17 protein-coding genes are annotated in these 19910 nt (G+C 39.9%); 14 read left to right on the top strand and 3 right to left on the bottom strand.

From position 1 onward, the window contains the following. Positions 1 to 167 precede the first annotated feature (167 nt). The 12 genes from I5J82_RS14640 (at position 168) to wecB (ending at position 12834) form a co-directional block, all read left to right on the top strand. Entirely contained in the window at positions 168 to 1436 is a 1269-nt protein-coding gene (locus I5J82_RS14640) for a sugar ABC transporter substrate-binding protein (RefSeq protein WP_198768458.1), read from the top strand. Between the two features lie 108 nt (positions 1437 to 1544). Beyond that, a complete protein-coding gene (locus I5J82_RS14635; RefSeq protein ID WP_198769032.1) occupies positions 1545 to 2465 on the top strand; it encodes a carbohydrate ABC transporter permease in 921 nt (306 codons plus the stop codon). 12 nt (positions 2466 to 2477) lie between these two features. Then, complete coding sequence (locus tag I5J82_RS14630; RefSeq protein WP_198768457.1) at positions 2478 to 3287, top strand: carbohydrate ABC transporter permease; 810 nt, start codon at positions 2478 to 2480, stop codon at positions 3285 to 3287. Positions 3288 to 3314: 27 nt separating this feature from the next. Then, positions 3315 to 4739: an extracellular solute-binding protein gene (locus I5J82_RS14625; protein ID WP_198768456.1), complete on the top strand. Its 1425-nt coding sequence runs from the start codon at positions 3315 to 3317 to the stop codon at positions 4737 to 4739. Next, a complete protein-coding gene (locus I5J82_RS14620) occupies positions 4736 to 5770 on the top strand; it encodes a zinc-dependent alcohol dehydrogenase (protein ID WP_198768455.1) in 1035 nt (344 codons plus the stop codon). Before I5J82_RS14625 ends, I5J82_RS14620 begins: the two co-directional genes overlap by 4 nt. Positions 5771 to 5809: 39 nt before the next feature. After that, a complete protein-coding gene (locus tag I5J82_RS14615) occupies positions 5810 to 6862 on the top strand; it encodes a Gfo/Idh/MocA family protein (RefSeq protein WP_198768454.1) in 1053 nt (350 codons plus the stop codon). Positions 6863 to 6880: 18 nt separating this feature from the next. Then, entirely contained in the window at positions 6881 to 7726 is an 846-nt protein-coding gene (locus I5J82_RS14610; protein ID WP_198768453.1) for a sugar phosphate isomerase/epimerase family protein, read from the top strand. A gap of 4 nt (positions 7727 to 7730) precedes the next feature. Beyond that, on the top strand, positions 7731 to 8426 hold the full coding sequence (locus I5J82_RS14605) for a hypothetical protein (RefSeq protein WP_198768452.1): 696 nt from the start codon (positions 7731 to 7733) through the stop codon (positions 8424 to 8426). A gap of 5 nt (positions 8427 to 8431) precedes the next feature. Continuing rightward, on the top strand, positions 8432 to 9409 hold the full coding sequence (locus I5J82_RS14600) for a Gfo/Idh/MocA family protein (protein ID WP_198768451.1): 978 nt from the start codon (positions 8432 to 8434) through the stop codon (positions 9407 to 9409). 147 nt (positions 9410 to 9556) lie between these two features. Next, positions 9557 to 10498 (top strand): acetylxylan esterase, encoded by a 942-nt coding sequence (locus I5J82_RS14595; protein WP_198768450.1) that lies wholly within the window; start codon positions 9557 to 9559, stop codon positions 10496 to 10498. Positions 10499 to 10646: 148 nt separating this feature from the next. Beyond that, on the top strand, positions 10647 to 11435 hold the full coding sequence (locus I5J82_RS20550) for an SGNH/GDSL hydrolase family protein (protein WP_198768449.1): 789 nt from the start codon (positions 10647 to 10649) through the stop codon (positions 11433 to 11435). 244 nt (positions 11436 to 11679) lie between these two features. Further along, the gene (gene wecB / locus I5J82_RS14585) at positions 11680 to 12834 is read left to right on the top strand and encodes a non-hydrolyzing UDP-N-acetylglucosamine 2-epimerase (RefSeq protein ID WP_198768448.1); all 1155 of its coding nucleotides are present in this window, start codon (positions 11680 to 11682) and stop codon (positions 12832 to 12834) included. Positions 12835 to 12972: 138 nt separating this feature from the next. Here the strand turns inward: wecB and I5J82_RS14580 are convergent, their stop codons facing one another. Next, positions 12973 to 14043: a stalk domain-containing protein gene (locus tag I5J82_RS14580; RefSeq protein ID WP_198768447.1), complete on the bottom strand. Its 1071-nt coding sequence runs from the start codon at positions 14041 to 14043 to the stop codon at positions 12973 to 12975. A gap of 155 nt (positions 14044 to 14198) precedes the next feature. On the opposite strand from I5J82_RS14580, the gene I5J82_RS14575 reads away from it, so the two are divergent. Continuing rightward, positions 14199 to 14666: an NUDIX hydrolase gene (locus I5J82_RS14575; RefSeq protein ID WP_198768446.1), complete on the top strand. Its 468-nt coding sequence runs from the start codon at positions 14199 to 14201 to the stop codon at positions 14664 to 14666. 35 nt (positions 14667 to 14701) lie between these two features. Here I5J82_RS14575 and I5J82_RS14570 read toward each other — a convergent pair whose 3' ends face one another. Then, positions 14702 to 15976 carry an alginate O-acetyltransferase AlgX-related protein gene (locus I5J82_RS14570; RefSeq protein ID WP_198768445.1) on the bottom strand — a complete coding sequence of 425 codons (1275 nt, stop codon included), beginning with the start codon at positions 15974 to 15976 and terminating at the stop codon, positions 14702 to 14704. A gap of 21 nt (positions 15977 to 15997) precedes the next feature. Beyond that, complete coding sequence (locus I5J82_RS14565; RefSeq protein ID WP_198768444.1) at positions 15998 to 17416, bottom strand: MBOAT family O-acyltransferase; 1419 nt, start codon at positions 17414 to 17416, stop codon at positions 15998 to 16000. Between the two features lie 266 nt (positions 17417 to 17682). Between I5J82_RS14565 and I5J82_RS14560 the strand changes: the two genes are divergently transcribed. Continuing rightward, positions 17683 to 19839, top strand: a complete 2157-nt coding sequence (locus I5J82_RS14560) for a 5'-nucleotidase C-terminal domain-containing protein (protein ID WP_198768443.1) — start codon at positions 17683 to 17685, stop codon at positions 19837 to 19839. The last annotated feature ends 71 nt before the right edge of the window (positions 19840 to 19910 follow it).

The raw sequence follows: 19910 nt of genomic DNA, 5'->3' as shown, positions 1-19910 counted from the left end.
GCTGAGGGTATAGTACATATGAGCTTTTGCTGACCAACACAAAAGTTTTCAGAAAATAAAAATAATATTGACAATAATTGGAGTTGTTGTTTATGATTAAATTATATACCAGATATGAACCAAGGAGTGAGTTGAGAATTCAATAACTTTAAAGGGGGAATTGGTAAATGGGATTTAAGAAAATTGGATTATTGTTCATGGTTTTGATCCTTACTTTCACTATGGCTGCTTGTTCGGAAGACAGTGAATCAACGGGTGGAAAGGTGGATAAGAATTCATCTGCTACATTAACTGTTTGGGTTCATCCTTTTGTTGGAGAAGACCTGAAAGATAAACAAAAAGAAGTTTTTGACAACATGGCTGCTTCCTTTAAGAAAGAGTATCCTAATGTAAAAGTGAAATTTGAAGAGATTCCATGGGCAAATCGTGAGCAAAAACTACTTACTGCATTAGCCGCAGATCAGGGTCCTGATGTGTTCTATCTCATTCCTGACATCATGGCACAGTTTGCTGACCAAGGCGTCCTAACACCCATTACTGACCTTTTAGGAGATGACTGGGATAAAAGTGATTTTGAAGAGAGCTCGATTGAATCAGTCACATACAAGAATGAGATGTATGGATTACCAATTTTGAGAGAAGTTCAAACGTATATATATAACACGAAGATTTTAAAAGAGATTGGTGGAGATCCCAACAACCTGCCTGAAACATGGGAAGAATTTGATGAATTAGCACAAAAGGCAAAAGATAAAGGATATTTTGGACGCTCCTTTGAGGGCGGAGCAACGGCAAATGCTACTTTATATCCACTCGTTTGGCAATCTGGAGGAGACGTGATTTCTAAGGATGGAAAAGTTCTAATTAATAATAAAGATGGTCTTGAAGCATTTGAGAGAATTCAAAAATGGTACAAAGAAGATATGATTCCAAAAGATTCAATTAATACAATCGACCATTTTACACCTTTTGTTGAAGGGAAAATTATGGCTGTATGGGGAGCTGGTTTAACCGTAAGCAGTTTAAAAGAAAAAGGTTTTAAAGATTATGTGATCGGTCCACCACTTAAACAAGAAAAAATGGCGACTTTTGGTACAACAGGAATGTTTGTTGTTCCATCTAACTCTAAACATAAAGAACTTGCAGCGCAGCTTGTAGCAGAAATGACGAGCAAAGAGAGTTCTGAAGCGTTCAACAGTCTGACGAAGTTTATTCCGGCTAGAAAATCAGCGACTGCGATCTACGATGGGGACAAAGACATGGCAAAGATGACAGAGTATGTTCAATATGCTAGTCCAGGTGTCATCCATCCAGTTGCTCGAGTTGTCATGCCTACGATCCAAGCCGAATTGCAGGCGATGATGGAAGGTTCAAAGAGTCCTAAAGAAGCTGCCGATGCTGTTGCTAAGGCAATAAAAGATGAGATGGGGAAATAAAACTAAGGGGAGGAGTTATTCCTCCTTTTATCTTTTATTACGGTAAAACTCAGGTAAGGAGTTGTTTGAGTGAAAGAGTCAAAGTTAGCTTACAATACTGATGTTGGAATGCCCCCTCAGAATCACTCAAAAACCAGCTTTTCAAAAAGATTGATTCTGAATTTTAAGAAGCACGCAATTGTATATGTCTTTTTAATACCGATCCTTATCCACTTTGCTATTTTTTATCTATATCCAATAGGTTTTAGTTTATACATTACATTCATGAAATGGTCGATTATAGGAGAAGCGGAGTTCGTTGGTCTTCAAAACTGGATTAATATTTTTTCGGATGAATTAGCGTGGAAAGCCATCAGGAATACTGTACTTTTTTCTCTCTATTTTATTGTTCCAACAATGGCTTTAGGGCTTGCATTAGCGTTACTGATTAATCAAGGCAATAAAGGAAGTGCCGTTTTTAAAGGTGTTTTCTTTTTACCAGTTGTTACGTCATTTGTTGTTATTTCAGCTATATGGGCGTGGTTGTTTAGAGGGACAGAAGATGGGTTAGTAAACGTACTATTGCAGAGTGTAGGAATTGAAACGCAATTGTTTCTATCCAGCTCTGCTCAAGCGTTAATCGTATTAGCCGGACTGAGTATCTTTAAAGTCTGCGGAAGTACGATGATCTATTATTATGCGGGATTGCAGTCTATTCCTGAAGAATATTATGAAGCTGCTAGAATTGACGGTGCAAACCGCTGGAAGATATTTTGGAAGATTACGTTTCCGCTCCTACTGCCAATTCATTTTTATGTGGCAATTATTACTTCAATCGGCTCGTTTCAAATCTTTGATTCAGCGTTCCTGCTGACGAGCGGTGGTCCGAATTATTCAACGACAACGATTGTTTATTATTTGTATCACCAAGGATTTACATCTCTTCGTCTCGGTTATGCGAGTGTTCTAGCCTATGTATTGTTCTTCATCATCTTTGGTCTCTCGTTGATTCAAAAACGGTATTTTGGAAGAGAAGTAGATTACAAGTAAAGGAGGGAGAGTATGCAGAAAAGTGCTCGCTGGACGTATATTCCGTTGGTTGGAATCGCTCTTTGTTTTATCATTCCCTTTCTCATAATGGTGTTTGGATCGCTGTTAAAAATGAAAATCCCAACTGGCAATCCGTTGTTGTGGTTTTCTGAGGAAGTGACGCTAGATAACTTTGCTTACATTTTAAAGAATGCTGACTTTATTAAATGGATCTTTAATTCTACGGTTATCACCGTTATACCCGTGTTTGCACAGATGTTCTTTGCTGCTGTATTAGGCTACATCTTTGCAAAAAAAGAGTTTCCTTTCAAAAATTTAATCTTTTGGGCGATGATGGCTGTGATTATGCTTCCGAGTCAGTTGCTGATCATTCCACGCTATATCATGTTTAGTGAATTTGGCTGGATCAACACATACCTTCCGTTAATTGTTCCTGAAATTTGGGGGATTTTAGGCGTGTTCTTTGTAAAACAATATATGCAGACTCTTCCAAAGGATTTGGAAGAAGCAGCTAGAATTGATGGGGCAGGAGACTTTACGATCTTTTTTAAGATCATGCTGCCATTGTCAAAGCCTGTTATTGCAACGGTTGGGACTTTTGCTTTTATCTCGAACTGGAATGATCTATTAACACCGTTAATCTTTACAACGAGTCAAGACATGTATCCTGTTACTGTCGGGTTAGCGTCATTGCTCACAAAAGAAGGAAACTTCGGGGTTGAGATGGCTGGATCGCTTCTGTCGTTCATTCCAACTTTCTTAATATTTTTGTTTTTTCAACGATACTTTGTTAAAGGAATAGCTCTTAGTGGGCTTAAATAGATTTGCATGATAAGGATGGTTTAAAACATGAGTGAAAAAAAGAGCCGCGAAGAATTTAACCAAAAATTAGATACTTTTATTGAAGCGACGAAAAAACAAATCATGGATGGAGAGTTTCAAGTCGGTGACTATCTACCTTCTGAACTTGCTTTAGCAGAACGATTTGATCTGAGTAAAAATTCTGTGCGAAAAGGTTTGGAAGAACTGGTGAAGCAAGGATTGATCGTTAAAAAATCCCGTATAGGAAATCTTGTCGTTTCAAACAAACCGTACGACCAAGTAATCCTTCGCCTAGGATACTATCCTTCTATTAAACAAGAAGGCGCACTGTCTAAAGTGATTCAGTTATTCGAGGAAAAGTACCCATTAATCAAAGTGCAGACAATTGCTATTCCATACGACCACTTCCAGCAGACAGTATATGATTTTTTTGTAAACGATATCATTGATGTTGTTACGATCAATTACAATCATTTTTGTGGTTTTGGAAACGTCAGTGAAGAACTATTTGAACCTTTAGCAAGGGATAATAAAATATATCCGTTTCTTGAAAAAGCGTTTCAGCGAAAAGAGCAATATGTGAAGCCGTTCATCTATTCGCCTATCGTACTGTGTTATAACCAGAAGCATTTTGAGGACGCTAACCTCGCTGTTCCGGATAGTGGCTGGCAGTGGGATGATGTAATTAAAACAGCCAACAAGCTTTCAGAATGGAAGAAATCTGAAAAGCATTGCGGCTTTTATTTTCACTCTTTATCTGTAAACCGCTGGCCGATCTTTCTTTTTCAGAACGGAGTAACTTTTACTCGAGATTTTAGCGGTGCTGTTATTTTTGATAAAGAGAAATTTATGGAATGTATAAACCTTTGCAGAGAACTTTTTAAAAAGCAGGAGATGGTACAAAACCTGCTTTCTGACAGTGATCAAGATGCTGAGAATTTATTTCTTGAAGGAAAAGTATCGATGATCATGTCATCGTACTTCAGCTTAAACTTAATGAAAAAAGGCAATATACGATATGATATTGCACCTCTTCCATATTTAAAAGATGCCAGGACGCTCATGCTCATGATTGGAATGGCCATCAATAAGCAATCCACAAGACTGGAAGCGGCTAGAACATGGATGGACTTTATAACTTCTGATGAATGTCAGGAAAAGATCCGTACGGAAACATTAAGTATACCAGCTGTAAAACACATCGCTGAAACAACAGGTGGAGAACAAGTATATCAGCCGTCTCGCTTTAAATTGTTTCGTGAGACGATACCTACTTTTCGCTTGTATGACCAGCTCGGATTAAGTTTTGATGAATTAATAGAGATTACGAATGAGTTACGCCTTTATTGGTCAGGATTCATCAGTGGAGAACTGTTATGTAAGAGAATTGAAATAAAGCTCAATCAACCTTCAAAAGAAATGAATGATGTTCGTGAGGGAGGGTTTATATGAAAAGTGTTGTAGCGTTGGATGGGAAAGTGCAAATCATAAACGAAACAATTCCTGAAATTAAAGATGGATATCTGCTGATTAAAACTCATTTTTCAGTCATCAGTCCTGGTACAGAACTTGGTATGCTCGCTTTAAGCATTGATTCAAAGAGGCCACTTGGATATAGCGCGGTAGGCACTGTCATTAATTGTGGTAATGGAACGTCACCATTCTCGGAAAATGAAGTGGTTGCCTGCTATGGGGCTCCTTACGTCAAACATGCTGAATATTTGCTCGTGCCCAAAACACTTTGCAGTTCCATACCATCTTCTGTAGATCTAAAAGAGGGGGCACTTGCAGGGTTAGGAGCTATTGCCATTCATTCTCTGCGTGTAACAAATCTTCAGTTTGGTGAATCTGTAGTCGTGGTTGGTCTTGGCATACTAGGGCAGTTAATCGGACAAATAGCTTTAGCAGCAGGTTATCAAGTATTTCCTTATGATATTTCAGTTAAGCGAGCAAAGCTTTTTCAAACAATAACAGGAATTACGTCATACACAACAATGGATGATCTGAAGGAAGCCATACGTGTTAACACAAAAGGATATGGTGCTGATGCTGCCCTGCTTTGTGCGGGTGGCAAAGATTCTATGCTTACTAGCGAGAGTTTAAAATGGATTCGTGACAAAGGAAAAGTTGTTATTGTAGGAGATATTGAACCGAATTTTCCCCGTGATCTCATGTTTGGTAAAGAAGCTCAAATCTTGATTGCACGAGCGGGGGGGCCGGGAAGATATGATTCGGTTTATGAAAAAAGTGCCATTGACTATCCATATGGTTTTGTTCGTTGGACTGAAGGAAGGAACGTTGAAGAATTTATCCGTTTGCTTAGTGAAGGACGGATTAAGGTCACGCCATATATGAACGATGTTGTTCCATTAACTCATGCACCAGCTGCTTATCAGCAACTAAAAGAAAAGCAGACGCCGATCTTAACAAAAGTGATTGAGTTTGGAAATGAAACACTAATTGAACGTAATGAAACGGGATAATAAAAGGTAGAATCGCAAATAGAAAAGGAGGATTCACTCATGCTTAACGTAGGTGTGATCGGCCTGGGTTCCATTTCGGATTTTCATGTCAAACCTTACGCAGCAAATTCAGAAGCTAAGCTTTTCGCGTTTTGTGATATGAATAAGGACCGTTTGGATACAGCGGGAAAGCTTTATGATGTTCAGAGTTTGTACACCTCGTATGAAGATCTACTTGCTGACCAGAACGTAGATGCTGTTAGTATTTGTACGTGGAACGCGACACATGCGGAAATAGCCATTGCGGCATTAAAAGCGGGTAAGCATGTGCTCGTTGAAAAGCCGTTATGTACGACAGTGGAGGATGCAAAGCGGGTTGAAGATGCTGTCAAAGCAAGTGGAAAAATTCTTCAAGTCGGTTTTGTAAGAAGGTATGCCAAAAATACAAAACTCGTAAAATCTTTTTTAGATAATGGAGATTTTGGTGAGCTGTACTATGCGAAAGCCTCGTGCATCAGACGACTCGGAAACCCGGGTGGCTGGTTTTCCGATAAAGATCGATCAGGCGGTGGTCCCCTCATGGACCTTGGCGTTCATATGATCGATATCTGCTGGTATCTCATGGGCAAGCCAAAGCCCGTCTCCGTTAGCGGTCATACGTATTCAAAGCTAGGCAACCGCTCAAACATTCAAAATCTATCATTTTATAAAGCCTCAGATTTTGATGCTTCTCTTAATTCAGTTGAAGATCTTGCAACCGCGCTTATTCGATTTGAGAATGGCGCTTCTTTATATGTGGATGTTAGCTTTACATTGCATGCCGTAAAAGATGATGTGTCGGTGAAACTATACGGAGACAAAGGCGGTTTGGAGCTGGAGCCTCAGCTTATGATGACTACTGAAAGGCATGACACAATCATTAACATTACCCCTCAGATTGACCATCTTAATTTTCAGTTTGAAGAAGCGTTTCAAAGCGAGATCGATTACTTTGTTGCGAGCTGTTTAGGGAAAGCGACCACGTTAAGTCCTGTAGAAGACGGGGTAGAAGTGATAAAGATGCTTTGTGGCGCCTACGAATCTGCGAGTCTTGGAAAAGAAATACTTCTATAAAAAAGGAGCTGTTTTTTTATGAAGGTCAGCGTGAGTATGTACAGCTTGCATTCTGTCATCCAAAAAGAGAATTGGAACGTGATTGATTTCTGCCGTTTTGCAGAAACACTAAATTTAGATGGTGTGGAATTGCTCGATTTTTATTGGAAGAACAAAGAGGAAGAACTTCAAGAAGTAATTGGTTTTTTAGGTGAATCATCTTTAAAAGTATCCTGCTATGATGTGTCCAATGATTTTGTAAAAGAAACGCTAGAAGAACGAAAAAGTGAGATTCAAAAAGTGAAGGATGCTATTGATACGGCAAAACAATTGAATACGAACTGCGTAAGAGTATTTTGCGGGGATCTTAAACCGAACATGGACTATTCGATCAGCAAGGAGTGGATCATCTCATCATTAAAAGAATGTGCCAAGTATGCTGAAGCTCAAGGTGCTATTTTAGCGATTGAAAACCACGGACTCCTGGCCGGGAAAAGTGAACAAATGAAAGAGATTTTGAATGAAGTGGGAAGTCCGAATGTGAAATCTACATTTGATACGGGAAACTTTTTATTAGTAGAAGATAATCCGCTTGCTGCGTATCACAACTTAAAGAACGAGATCGCGCATGTTCACTTTAAAGATTTCCGGGTACGCACTTCAGAGGATACGAATGTGGGCTTCAAAGGACTTGGCGAAAAGTACTGGATCGGAGTCATTCCTGGTGACGGAGAAGTGGAGCTGTCAGAGATTATTTCCAATTTGAAAGGAGACGGCGTGGACGCTTGGCTATCACTAGAGTATGAAGGGTTTGACGATGCTAAGATTGCGGTGCGCGATTCAGTTAAACGAATAAGAAAGCTGCTTGCTAGTCAGGAGGTGTGACGTTTTGAGTCTAATAGCTTTATATGAAAATGAAATCGTGAGCAGTGATGGGGGAGCAGCATTTGATTCAATACAAGAAGCGATCTTAGCGAACTCCCCGCTTTATGTTAGTGCTCCTTACTATGTTGAATTGCTTGGTAAAAAGAGTGCCCTTTTGGCTCAGCTTGAGACTCGCCGTGCATCAATTCTTTTTCCTTTAAAACAGAATTCTTCCTTTATAACTTTTACAAAACTATTAAAGGAACGAAACTGGACAAACAACGGAGTGCTTCGTATGAAACGAAGTAAAACGGACGCATCCCAGAGTGAGAAAAGTCATCTTGTCTCCGATCTTTATATGATTCAGCATTCCATCTCACCTATCTCCAGAATTTCAGGTGTTAGCATCTCACATGAAACTTCAAACACATCACACAGTATTTTTACCATTCGCTTTTCAACCAATGCGATTGGGCATTATGAACACCTTTCTTCTCCTCATGTTTCAGAAGGACTTGACCTTGAATGGAGCGGAAAAGAAGGGATTCTTGAATATGAGTCAGAACACGCTCAAACTTTTAAAGAAAATAGAAATAAAAGATATATGAAAAAACGTTATCTTATCGATCGTGCCGTTGAAATTACACCATTACTAAAAGAAGAACTTCAAAAACTAACCACCTGGGTTGATCTTAACATTAAACACGAAGTTCGGAGGTGAAAGAAGTGAAAATCGGAATCATGAGTTTTGCACATATGCACGCTTATAGTTACGCTAACGGTCTTAAACAAATCCCTGATTCAGGCCTAACCGCCATATATGATACAGAAGAGGAAAGAGGCAGGGAGGCGGCAACTCGATACGGTTGCGATTTTTTTAATGAGATTGAAGAGTTTCTAGTACAAGATATGGATGCTGTCATCATTTGCAGTGAGAATGCAAAGCATTACGAGATGGTGTGTGCAGCCGCTAAAGCAGGTAAACACATTCTATGTGAAAAACCAATTGCTCTTTCGGTAGAACAAGCAGAGGAAATGATTTCGATCTGCAAAAGTTACAACGTGATTTTGCAGACCGCTTTTCCCGTCAGATTTGCAGAACCGATTCAGCGATTGAAGAGCTATGTAGACTCAGGCGGAATTGGAGAAATTCTTTCTTTCCGAACGACGAACCGTGGTCAAAACCCAGGGGGTTGGTTTGTAGAGCCGGCTCTTTCCGGCGGCGGAGCGGTTTTCGACCACACCGTTCATATGGTCGATATTATGAGGTGGCTCTCTGGTCAAGAAGTAAAAGAAGTTATAGCTGAAGTGGATACTTTCTTCCATGATGGAGAAATTGATGATGCGGGTTTGCTCACGTTAACTTTTGATGGTGGTATCATCGCTTCTCATGATGCCAGCTGGTCGCGGACGCCGAACTATCCCATTTGGGGTGACGTAACAATCGAAGTGATTGGAACAGAAGGCACCGTTTCAGTGGACGTCTTTAAAGAATATGTTCGAGTTTATAACAGAGACGGTGACAGACCTGTTGAGAATGCGTTCTTCGGAAACGATATTGATTTAGGGCTTGTTGAGGATTTTGTTGAGTCGGTAAGAGAAAAAAAAGAGCCATCTATTACAGGTTATGATGGGTTAAAAGCATTGGAAGTAGGACTCGCTGCTTACAAGGCTGCAAAACTTGGAATGAGAGTGGAAATCTAGTCGTTGGCATACGTACTCCTTCTTTATATACAGAAACGTTTCAAAGGAAAGTGCAGCAAGTCAGGATTGAAGTCAATTATAGCGGCAGCACTGGAGGTTGTACAGCTAAATTGCCTGTTATCCATGCTGTGTAAGGAGCTGAACATTATGTTTGATGAACTGTGGAAAGATTATATACCTGAAAGCACGCGTGAATTAGATTTTGATACGTTTTGGGAGGAGACGATTTCTGAATCTAAAAACCAGCCACTTGAAGTCCGGCTCTCGGAGATTTCGTATCCCATTTCACACATCACTGCACAAAAGCTCATGCTTAAAGGTTTTAACGGCACAGACCTCACAGCTTTTTATTTAAAGCCTGATTTTGTAAAAGATAATATTCCTTGTCTGCTCGTTTTACACGGCTATGGCGGCAATAAAGGATCGATTGCAAACTACGCAAAATACCTCATGATGGGGTTTGCTGTTGTTGCACTCGACATAAGAGGACACGGAGAATCCGCGAACGGGGGATATCCTGCTGGAGGAACGGGTTCCTGGGTCACACAAGGTATTCTAGATCCTCGAACGTATTATTACCGTCACGTTTATATGGATGTAATTCGTCTAATGGATGTAATAGAAACATTTCCTGAACTAGATCCTAAAAAAATAGTGGTCTATGGTGCAAGTATGGGAGGGGGTATTGCCCTTGCGGTTGCTGCTTTGGACGACCGAGCATCTATTGTGTTTGCAGACGTTCCCAATATGTGTGATCTTCCGCTCGCAATCCAGCTGAAGATGGAGGGTTCACTTGTTTCAGTAGAGCAATACCTTCGCCAATATCCAAATCACCTTAAACAAGTGTTTAGTACGTTATCTTATTTCGATAATAAAAACCTCGCAGAAAATATTAAATGTCCGGTACGACTTTCAGCAGGAGGGAAAGACCCAATCTGTCCACCGCAGACCATCTATGGTGTTTACAACCTGCTACAGACAGATAAAGACATGGTCTATTATCCTTTCTCTGGCCACGATCTCCCCGGAAGCACCAGCCATACAGATTATCTCGTTAACAGGCTTTCAGGTTATTTGAAGGAAAGATAATAAAGAAATAGTGTCCTTGTCTTATCAGCCTAGTTAATCGCCTTCCGGAACTCACTTCATCTATCCTTTTACATTTTTCAACAATTTTCTTGTAATAGAAAATTTTTCCCATTATTATAGTAATAGACTATATAAGGGGTTGGGACGGGTGAAGAAGCGTCGGTTTTTAACGGTGTTTGTTATGATTGCTTGCGTTTTTAGTGTGATTGGCGGACATTTTTATTACAACAATAAATTAGAAGAAACGGCATATGCGGCAAAACTAGAACTAGCGAAAGCTCCGAATGTGAAGACAGAAACGGAGAAAACAGCGGCTAGCGAAAAGAAAGTAGAGCATTTTGAGAATGCTCCTTCTGGGATTGCTGAACTATATAACAAGAAAAAAATTGCCGGTGAAAGCTTGAATCTTACGCTTGTCGGATCATCTTTAACGACTTCGGAAGCAGGCAATTGGGCTACACTTTTTACTGCAAAAATGAACGAGGCGTACGGTAAAGATGTGACCGTTGAAACGACGAGCTTTGGGAAATTCAATAGCTTAGAGTTAACTAGTCAAGATAGCTATGCGGAGCTAGTTAAAAAGAAAACAGATGTCGTACTTATTGAGCCTGTTTTGATGAATGATAATGAGGGCGTTACGATTGATGATACTCTCTATGTATTAGGAAAAATGATCAATGATATCAGCTATACGAATCCTGATGCAATCATCGTCATACAGCCATCCAATCCAATCTATAAACCGGTGAAGTATGCGACTCAAGTAAGTGCATTAGAGGCATATGCAAAAGAGAAAGGCATTTCGTATCTCAATCACTGGGAAGCTTGGCCAGACGTTGATTCAGAGGATCTCAAAAAATATGTGACAGATGAATTGGTTCCAAATGAAGAAGGCTATAAATTATGGTCAGAATATGTTTATAATGTGTTCAAATAATGAATGAACAAAATCTGCCTTTAAGTGAGGCAGATTTTTTATATTTGAAGGCATTTGAAAGGGAAATCTTTCAAAATCTATAGCGACCGATAGGAATAACTGCCTTATTAACGAATTATATGTAAGGCTCTTGTTTGTGAAAAGGATAACTATTGACGGGATACGTATGAAGAAGTAGCATGAAATGAGGGTAAATCGCCCATAATGGTATACATATGTCCTGATTAAAGGAGAGAATTTTTAAATGGCTGAAAAAGTTAAAGTAATGACGATCTTCGGTACAAGACCAGAAGCGATTAAGATGGCTCCACTTGTGTTGGAGTTAGAAAAATATAACGAACAGATCGAATCCATTGTTACGGTTACGGCACAACACCGTGAAATGCTTGATCAAGTTCTAGAGATCTTTGGGGTAACACCTGACCATGATCTAAACATCATGAAGGATCGTCAAACGTTAATAGACGTAACGACTCGTGCACTTCAAGGTCTAGATGAGATCATGAAAGAAGTGAAGCCTGACGTCGTTCTTGTTCATGGTGATACGACGACAACGTTTGTTGCGAGTCTTGCAGCGTTTTATAATAAAATCGCAGTCGGACACGTGGAAGCAGGCCTTCGTACGTGGAACAAATACTCTCCGTACCCAGAAGAGATGAACCGTCAATTAACGGGTGTTATTTCAGATTTAAACTTTGCTCCAACAGATACTGCAGCTAGAAACCTATTAAACGAAAACAAGTCTGGCGACAGCATCTATGTAACAGGTAATACAGCGATTGATGCATTGAAGACGACCGTAAAAGAAGATTATACACATGAAGTTCTCGATAAATTAGGAAACGATCGATTGATCTTGCTAACGGCTCACCGTCGTGAAAACTTAGGTGACCCTATGCGTAACATGTTCCGTGCGATTAAGCGTTTAGTGAACGAGCATGACGATGTACAAGTGGTATATCCGGTACATTTAAATCCAGCTGTTCGTGAAGTAGCGGATGAGATCCTTAAGGATGACAACCGTATTCACTTAATCGAACCGCTTGGAGTGGTAGATTTCCATAACTTCGCATCACGTGCGCATATCATTCTAACGGACAGTGGTGGTGTACAAGAGGAAGCACCTTCACTAGGCGTTCCTGTTCTTGTGCTTCGTGATACTACAGAACGTCCAGAAGGAATCGATGCAGGTACACTGAAGCTTGCAGGAACAGACGAAGAGACAATCTATGGACTAGCGAAGGAATTGCTAACCGATGATGCTGCTTATGAAGCAATGTCAAAAGCTTCGAACCCTTATGGCGATGGGGAAGCAAGTCGTAGAATCGCAGAAGCGATCCTGCACTACTTTGGCAAATCAACGGAGCGTCCAGACACGTTCAGAACTTTAGGGGTCTGACCCCACACAAATACAAAACGTAAAAACCCTCCACGTCAGGCGGACACATCCCCTGACATGGAGGGTTTTTACTTCCTGATTCACACTCTTGCACTCCCGTAAACTACCATATTGGTCTTCACATAAATTCACACAATATCAATCGTTAATTACAACTAAGTTCCTTGACGCATCCCACTTCACATCAGCTCCAAATGCTTCAGCGAAGAATCGCACGGGTACGACCATTCGGTTATTGATACTGATCAAAGCTGTATCTAACTGAACGCTTTCGCCATTGATCTTTCCAACATTCGAAAGGTACTTTAACTCAACCGTAGTACCATTTCGTACTGCTTTTACGGTTTCGGTTTCTGCATTCCATTCTACCTTCGCACCTAATGCTTCTCCTATGCCTCGAAACGGTGCAAGTGTACGGTTATCAACGGATACAGCAGGTTGATCAAAGGTCTGCTTCACACCGTTAATCATTACGTCCACTTCAGGTAGTTTCTCATTCCGCGCATACAAATATCCATCGACTTCAGAAGTTGGCCCCATCACCATGAGTGGTTTTTTCTTTGGATCCATCCAGCTTAACAAGGTTTTCATGTTTGTCTCTGATACGGCTACACATCCTGCTGTTGCTGAGGAAGAGCTCTTCCACATATGAAGAAAGATAGCACTTCCTTTACCTGCTACAATTGGATTTTCATTATATTTAATGACTGCTCCATACTTATATAGAGGGTGATTCATCCTTTCAAATGACTTCCATCGTTTCGTAGGATCACCACTATAATTGATCCACTTGTTGTAATCAAGAGACGTAACATCATCTACCCAATAATCGTAAGAAGTGGTGACACGATAAGGGTAATTGCTGTTAGCAGGTTTTGCTACAGAACCAAATCCTAATCCCATGCTATAGATTCCGCTCGGAGAAGCGCCGCCGCCTTCTTTCATCACTCGGGCAAAGCCGTTATAACCGATCATTGCAGGCATATCGTTGAACACTTTCGTCCAAACACCGTTTACTTTTTCGTATGTAGAAAGCTTCGCGTATTTTGTATCCCAGCCATTTGATTCTACAATCATCATCTGAGATTCGTTAAAAAACTTACTCGAGATCAGCTTCTGACGCGGAAAATCAGCTGCTATTGCTGGTTTTGCGAGTATACTCATCAACACCACCGTAACCACACCACATAATAACCATCGTTTCTTCATTCATTCACCCTCAACTTTTATGTCTATATTATTATTTCCATCGTAATATATCCCTATAAAACTTCACAGTCCGAAAAGTCACAAAACAGAAGAGGGATGATGCTTTTTTTAGAGAAGTCTAAAAAGTCTATGATGAAAAAAGGAGTGATTTATCTATGGGCTACATTCATGAACTCAGAAAAGTAGTGGGAACACGGCCGCTCATCATGGTGGGAGCTTGTGTGCTACTACTAAACGATAAGAACGAGTTGCTTTTACAATTAAGAACGGACAATCACATGTGGGGCTTAGCGGGTGGCTCAATAGAACCTGGAGAAGGGTTAGAAGAAACAGCGAAAAGAGAACTGTTTGAAGAGACCGGATTGACTGCAAATGAAATTTCTCTATTTAACATCTTTTCGGGTCCAGAATTTTATTATCAATATCCGCATGGAGATGAGGTTTATAATGTTGTATCAGCCTACGTATGTAGAAATTACGAAGGCGTTCTAATGCCTGATGAAAAGGAAACATCCGCTCTCCAATTTTTCCCCCTTCACAAACTGCCACCTAACATGAATCCGGTAGATATACCGATTGTTAATGAGTTACTGGCAACGCAAGACATCACCTCACCACTATAAATAAAGCCCTGCCAATCGGCAGGGCTTTTACGCATTTAATAGACTTGATCTTCTTTCTTTTTATTTTGCTCTTTTTCTTTTTTCTCACGCTCTGCTTTTTCAGAAAGATCGAAGTCATACATGAGAGAAAACATGTTTGCGTTGTTGTATAAAAAGATGACCGTGTCAAATTCATTTTTTTCTATGAAGTCATACACGGTACGGTCCATGTTATAACGCATATCATAAAACGTTGTTTGGTAATAATGCTGACTCACTAATTGGGTCAACGGATTAGCATAGGAATCTTTGATCACTAATGCACGCTTACCCTCTTCTTTTTTGGCAGGGTTGATAATGTTTAATTCACGCCAGTCTCCTGTAAACACTCCAGAATAATCTACCAGCTCTTCTTCTTCATTTAACGCTTTTCCATAAACTTTTTTCCAGTCTGTCTTTGTTTCTTTAGCAACAGGACCGGTGTATACTTCAAAGCTAGAAATATCGTATTCTTTTGATACCATATGACAGATTTTATCGCGGTTTAAATCGATCATTCCGTATAACTGCTTGTTGTAACCGCCCATAAACTTCTTCTCGTCGAAACACTTCATATCATATTGTTCCTCATCCACTTTGCCATCCGTAAAGTTAGACGATTCTTTGGCTAGATAGTTACGCACAAAACTATAACCTTCAAATGCACCAACTGTGTTCCAATGGTGATCGGTTACATAGAACAGCTTCTTTAATTCATTTTGATCATATTTTTCCTTGAATGATTCTGATACATCAACAACATGCATAGGTTCTATAGGCAAGTTAGATAGTACATAGTTTTTGTTCGTCTCTGCCAGGTTTGGTCCTGTATATGACGGATAAGGGATGTCCAGAATATTTTTTCGATCTGGCAGCGAAAAGTAGAACAGTTCAATATTTCGCTCAGCCGTAAATTTATTGAGATCTTTCATCGATTGAATCGTTTTATCGTAGCTTGGTTTGGCAAACTTTGAAACAGGTTCAGGGAAAACCCAGCGGTCATCTGTAATTAAGTATTTATAAATATACGTTTGATTCGTCATCTTCTGCCAGTTTAAGTACATCTTGATCCATTCATCACGATTGATAAACTGGTCGCTAAAGTAACTTTCATATTCTTTGGCAAACGTGCCATCGGCTAAATTTTGAATCTTCACTTCCGGTTCATTTGCAAGCACGCGGTTCTCATAATAAGATTCAGCGCGATCTTCTGTATACTCCATCTTGAGTGCCATACCAAACACGAATGCTAAAAAACAAACGGAAAGTACGACGTTGCTGATTGTTTTCATATTTTTTCCCTCCTCACGTCTTTAGAATCGGAAGTAGATAAATGGATTATAAGTTGAGTTCACTAGGAACATGGTTACAAATACAAGTAAAGCCATATAAACAACTGGACTCACGATCGGAACGGCCCATCTACCGATAAAACTATTTTCACGGTATAACATTTTTCTCAGCCAATCCATAACTGGCATACTGAAAAGGATACCTAAAATAAACACATAACCATAATCATTCAAATAAAGGAATGTTGAGTTATCAAGAGCTTGTGTTCCGTTCATTCCAAACAATGTTTGAATGAAGTTGAATGAGTAATCAAAGCTATCAGCACGGAAGAATACCCAACCGATCATGACGATTAAGAGTACATAAACGTGTTGAATCGGACTCCACAATTTTTCTAAAAACTTACTCAGACCGAGTCGTTCAAGACTGATAATGATTCCGTAGTAAAAGCCCCACGCCATGAAAGTCCAGCTGGCACCGTGCCAAAAGCCCGTAATCGTCCATACGATAAGCAGGTTTCGGTATGTTTTCCAAGGTCCTTTTCGGTTTCCGCCTAATGGAATATATACATAATCACGGAACCAGGAACTTAATGAAATGTGCCATCTTCTCCAGAACTCTGAAACGCTTCGTGAAATGTAAGGATAGTTAAAGTTTTCTAAGAAGTTAAAACCAAACATCTTACCGAGACCAATTGCCATGTCGCTATATCCAGAGAAATCAAAATAGATTTGGAGCGTGTAGGCGATGATTCCTAGCCAAGCCGTTCCAGAACTCATGTCTCCGGGGTTCATGGCAAAAAGGGTGTCTGCAAGTTCACCCATCGGATTTGCAATAAGTACTTTTTTAGAGAGACCGATAATAAAGCGTCGAACCCCTTCAGAAAACAGTTCAATGCTATGCACGCGTTTCTTAATTTCCTCAGCGACCGTATTGTATCGAACGATTGGACCTGCCACGAGCTGTGGAAAGAGGGCGATATAGAGAGCCAGGTCAAATACGTTAGTTTGGACAGCAGCGTCACGACGGTAAACATCAATCACATAACTCATCGCCTGGAACGTGAAAAAAGAAATTCCGATCGGCAATGGCAACGGTTCGTTGGAGATGTTTAAACCAAACACATTGTTCAAATTCTCAATGAAGAAGTTGCTGTATTTGTAGTAGCCGAGTAGACCAATATTAGCAATAACAGATAGTGCGATAACCATTTTCTTGTGTTTTAACTGGTTGCGATACTTGTGGACCATCAAACCGAACAGATAGTTCATAAGTATAGAAAAAAGCATTAGTATTACATATTTTGGCTCGCCCCACGCGTAAAAAATAAGACTAGCAAGCAACAATACAAAGTTTTTAAACATTTTTGGCAGCAGAAAATAGGCTGCTAGAACAATAGGCAAAAACATGAATAAAAAAACGAGATTACTAAAGACCATTTATTCCCCTCATTTTATAAAAGTTGGTATTTGAGCATAATTTCGACAAATATTTACTGCAAATTCGATTTTACCATAATGAGGTAGATTTAAAAGTGAAATTTAAAATATCTACTAGATGAATATAATAAAAAATCTTCCAATAATCTTATTAACTAAAATTAGTATATTAACAAATAAATTACAAAAAAAGACTTCCATTATTGTTTTGTAAATATATAATAAACTTTGGAAGTACAAAATATTGTGTCAAATGGGGGATAAGCATGGCGAAAAAATCAATTTCGAAAGTAAGCCGTACGATGTTAGCAACCACTATGGCTCTTTCAGTACTAGCAACACCTATCACTTGGAAAGACGTAGTAAGTGCAAAGGAAACGATCAAGTTTTCTGATGTTTCTGAGAAGCATTGGGCATATACAGTTATCCATGAACTAGCTAATGAAGGCCTAGTATCAGGTGTTGGCGGCAACAAGTTTGCTCCAGAACAGAAACTTACTCGTGCACAGTTTATTTCTATTATTGCGCGTGCGTTAGATCTACCTGAAGCAACGAAAAAGACACCGTTTACAGATGTACCTGCTTGGGCAGCAAACGACATTGCAGCAGCTTATGAAGCTGGTCTAGTAAAAGGAACGACTCCTACTAAACTAGAACCTACTAAAACGTTAACTCGTGAAGAAATGATCGCCATGCTTGTAAGAGCTTATGAATATGGGATGGACGTTAAATTAGAAGCAGGTGAGACTCCTGACTTTGCTGATATGGACAAAGTAAGTTCATGGGCGAAGGAAGTAGTTGCAGTCGGTGTACAAAACGGACTGATCAACGGTAAAGCTGGAAATCTATTAGCGCCACAAGACATAACAAATCGTGCTGAAGGTGCGGCGGTTATCTACAACTTACTTGATAGCTCGCTCATTTCTGCTCAATTATTAGGATTGAATGACTTCCACGGTCAGATTAACACATATAAAAAAGTTGGAGATAAAATGGCAGGTGGCGCTGAATATTTAGCTGCTTACCTAAAGAAACATGAAGCAGAGAATCCAGAGAACACATTGTTAGTTCATGCTGGTGACGCGGTTGGAGCAAGTTCTCCTGCATCTGCTCTGCTACAGGACGAGCCTACGATTGAGATCTTTAACAAACTAGGCTTTGATGTTGGAACACTAGGAAACCATGAGTTTGACGAAGGCGTAGAAGAGATGAAACGCTTAATCTTTGGTGGTAAGCATGAGGCAACAGGAGATTTTGCTGGTGCAAAATTTGATTATGTAGCGGCAAACGTAGTTGACGAGTTTACTAAAAAACCAATCTTAGATCCGTACGTAGTTAAAGAAGTTGAAGGCGTACCTGTTGGGTTCATCGGTGTAGTTACAACTGAAACGCCAAGTATTGTTATTCCAAGTGGAGTAAAAGGTGTTAAGTTTACAGATGAAACTGAAGCGATCAATAAATATGCAGCAGAGCTTAAAGAACTAGGTGTTGAAGCGATTGTTGTTCTTGCACACAAACCTGCGATCTCAAATACAGATGGAACAGGTGCATCTGGTGAGCTGATCGATATGATCGAGAAGATGGATGACGAAGTAGATATCGTTTATGCTGGACATAACCATAAGTACACGAACGCGGTAGTAGATCGTAAACTAGTTGTCCAATCGTATTCTTCAGGAACAGCATTCTCTGATGTCGACCTTCTTATCAATTGGAAAACAGGTGACATCGTTAAGAAATCTGCTGAAATTGTAAATACAGTTCATGAAGGTATCACACCAGATGCTGAGATTAAAGCGATGGTTGATGCAGCTTACAATAAAGTAAAAGATAGACTTGATGCTGTTATTGGAAAAACAACAGCTGGAATCAGCAAAGAGATGAATGAGCACGGAGAAAGCGCAATGGGTAACTTGATCGCTGACTCGATGACTGCTCAAACAGGAACACAGTTAGCATTCATGAACTCAGGTGGCGTACGTGACAGCGTAGACGCTGGTGACATCACATGGGGTGAACTATTTAACGTTCAACCATTCGGTAACGACCTTGTAACGATGGAGCTAACAGGACAACAAGTGTATGACTTATTGAATCAACAATGGTCTACAGGTGCTGCAAAGATTCTTCAAGTATCAGGTCTAACGGTTAAGTACTCTTCTAAAACAGGTACTGACGGTAAAGTGACTGGACAAGTAAAAGAAGTTAAACTTGCTGACGGTAAAGAACTTGATAAAGGAGCTACTTACACTGTAACAGTTAACAACTTTATGGCAACAGGTGGAGATGGATTCACTGTGCTAAAAGCTGGTAAAAAACCTACAGTTAATATCACAGACTTGGATGCGTTAATCAATTACGTGAAGAAAACGGGTACAGTGGATGCGAAGATCGAAGGACGCGTAACCAAAGTAGCAGAATAAAAGGGGTCTGACCCCAAACAAATACAAAACAACAATTTTGTCCACCAGGAAAGAACACGGCATCAGCCGTG

Origin of the sequence: Fictibacillus halophilus (assembly GCF_016401385.1) — a bacterium.
GTDB classification, from domain to species: Bacteria; Bacillota; Bacilli; order Bacillales; family Fictibacillaceae; genus Fictibacillus; species Fictibacillus halophilus.
Note: the sequence above shows the minus strand (reverse complement) of the source record. Positions and strands in the feature narration are given on the sequence as shown.

Bases quoted from the DNA above. Each gene is read 5' to 3' on its own strand.
- wecB (WP_198768448.1), top strand. From the start codon at position 11,680: ATGGCTGAAAAAGTTAAAGTAATGACGATCTTCGGTACAAGACCAGAA.
- I5J82_RS14610 (WP_198768453.1), top strand. From the start codon at position 6,881: ATGAAGGTCAGCGTGAGTATGTACAGCTTGCATTCTGTCATCCAAAAA.
- I5J82_RS14570 (WP_198768445.1), bottom strand. From the start codon at position 15,976: ATGAAAACAATCAGCAACGTCGTACTTTCCGTTTGTTTTTTAGCATTC.
- I5J82_RS14620 (WP_198768455.1), top strand. From the start codon at position 4,736: ATGAAAAGTGTTGTAGCGTTGGATGGGAAAGTGCAAATCATAAACGAA.
- I5J82_RS14580 (WP_198768447.1), bottom strand. From the start codon at position 14,043: ATGAAGAAACGATGGTTATTATGTGGTGTGGTTACGGTGGTGTTGATG.
- I5J82_RS14565 (WP_198768444.1), bottom strand. From the start codon at position 17,416: ATGGTCTTTAGTAATCTCGTTTTTTTATTCATGTTTTTGCCTATTGTT.
- I5J82_RS14615 (WP_198768454.1), top strand. From the start codon at position 5,810: ATGCTTAACGTAGGTGTGATCGGCCTGGGTTCCATTTCGGATTTTCAT.
- I5J82_RS14575 (WP_198768446.1), top strand. From the start codon at position 14,199: ATGGGCTACATTCATGAACTCAGAAAAGTAGTGGGAACACGGCCGCTC.
- I5J82_RS14640 (WP_198768458.1), top strand. From the start codon at position 168: ATGGGATTTAAGAAAATTGGATTATTGTTCATGGTTTTGATCCTTACT.
- I5J82_RS14595 (WP_198768450.1), top strand. From the start codon at position 9,557: ATGTTTGATGAACTGTGGAAAGATTATATACCTGAAAGCACGCGTGAA.
- I5J82_RS14625 (WP_198768456.1), top strand. From the start codon at position 3,315: ATGAGTGAAAAAAAGAGCCGCGAAGAATTTAACCAAAAATTAGATACT.
- I5J82_RS14560 (WP_198768443.1), top strand. From the start codon at position 17,683: ATGGCGAAAAAATCAATTTCGAAAGTAAGCCGTACGATGTTAGCAACC.
- I5J82_RS14635 (WP_198769032.1), top strand. From the start codon at position 1,545: ATGCCCCCTCAGAATCACTCAAAAACCAGCTTTTCAAAAAGATTGATT.
- I5J82_RS14630 (WP_198768457.1), top strand. From the start codon at position 2,478: ATGCAGAAAAGTGCTCGCTGGACGTATATTCCGTTGGTTGGAATCGCT.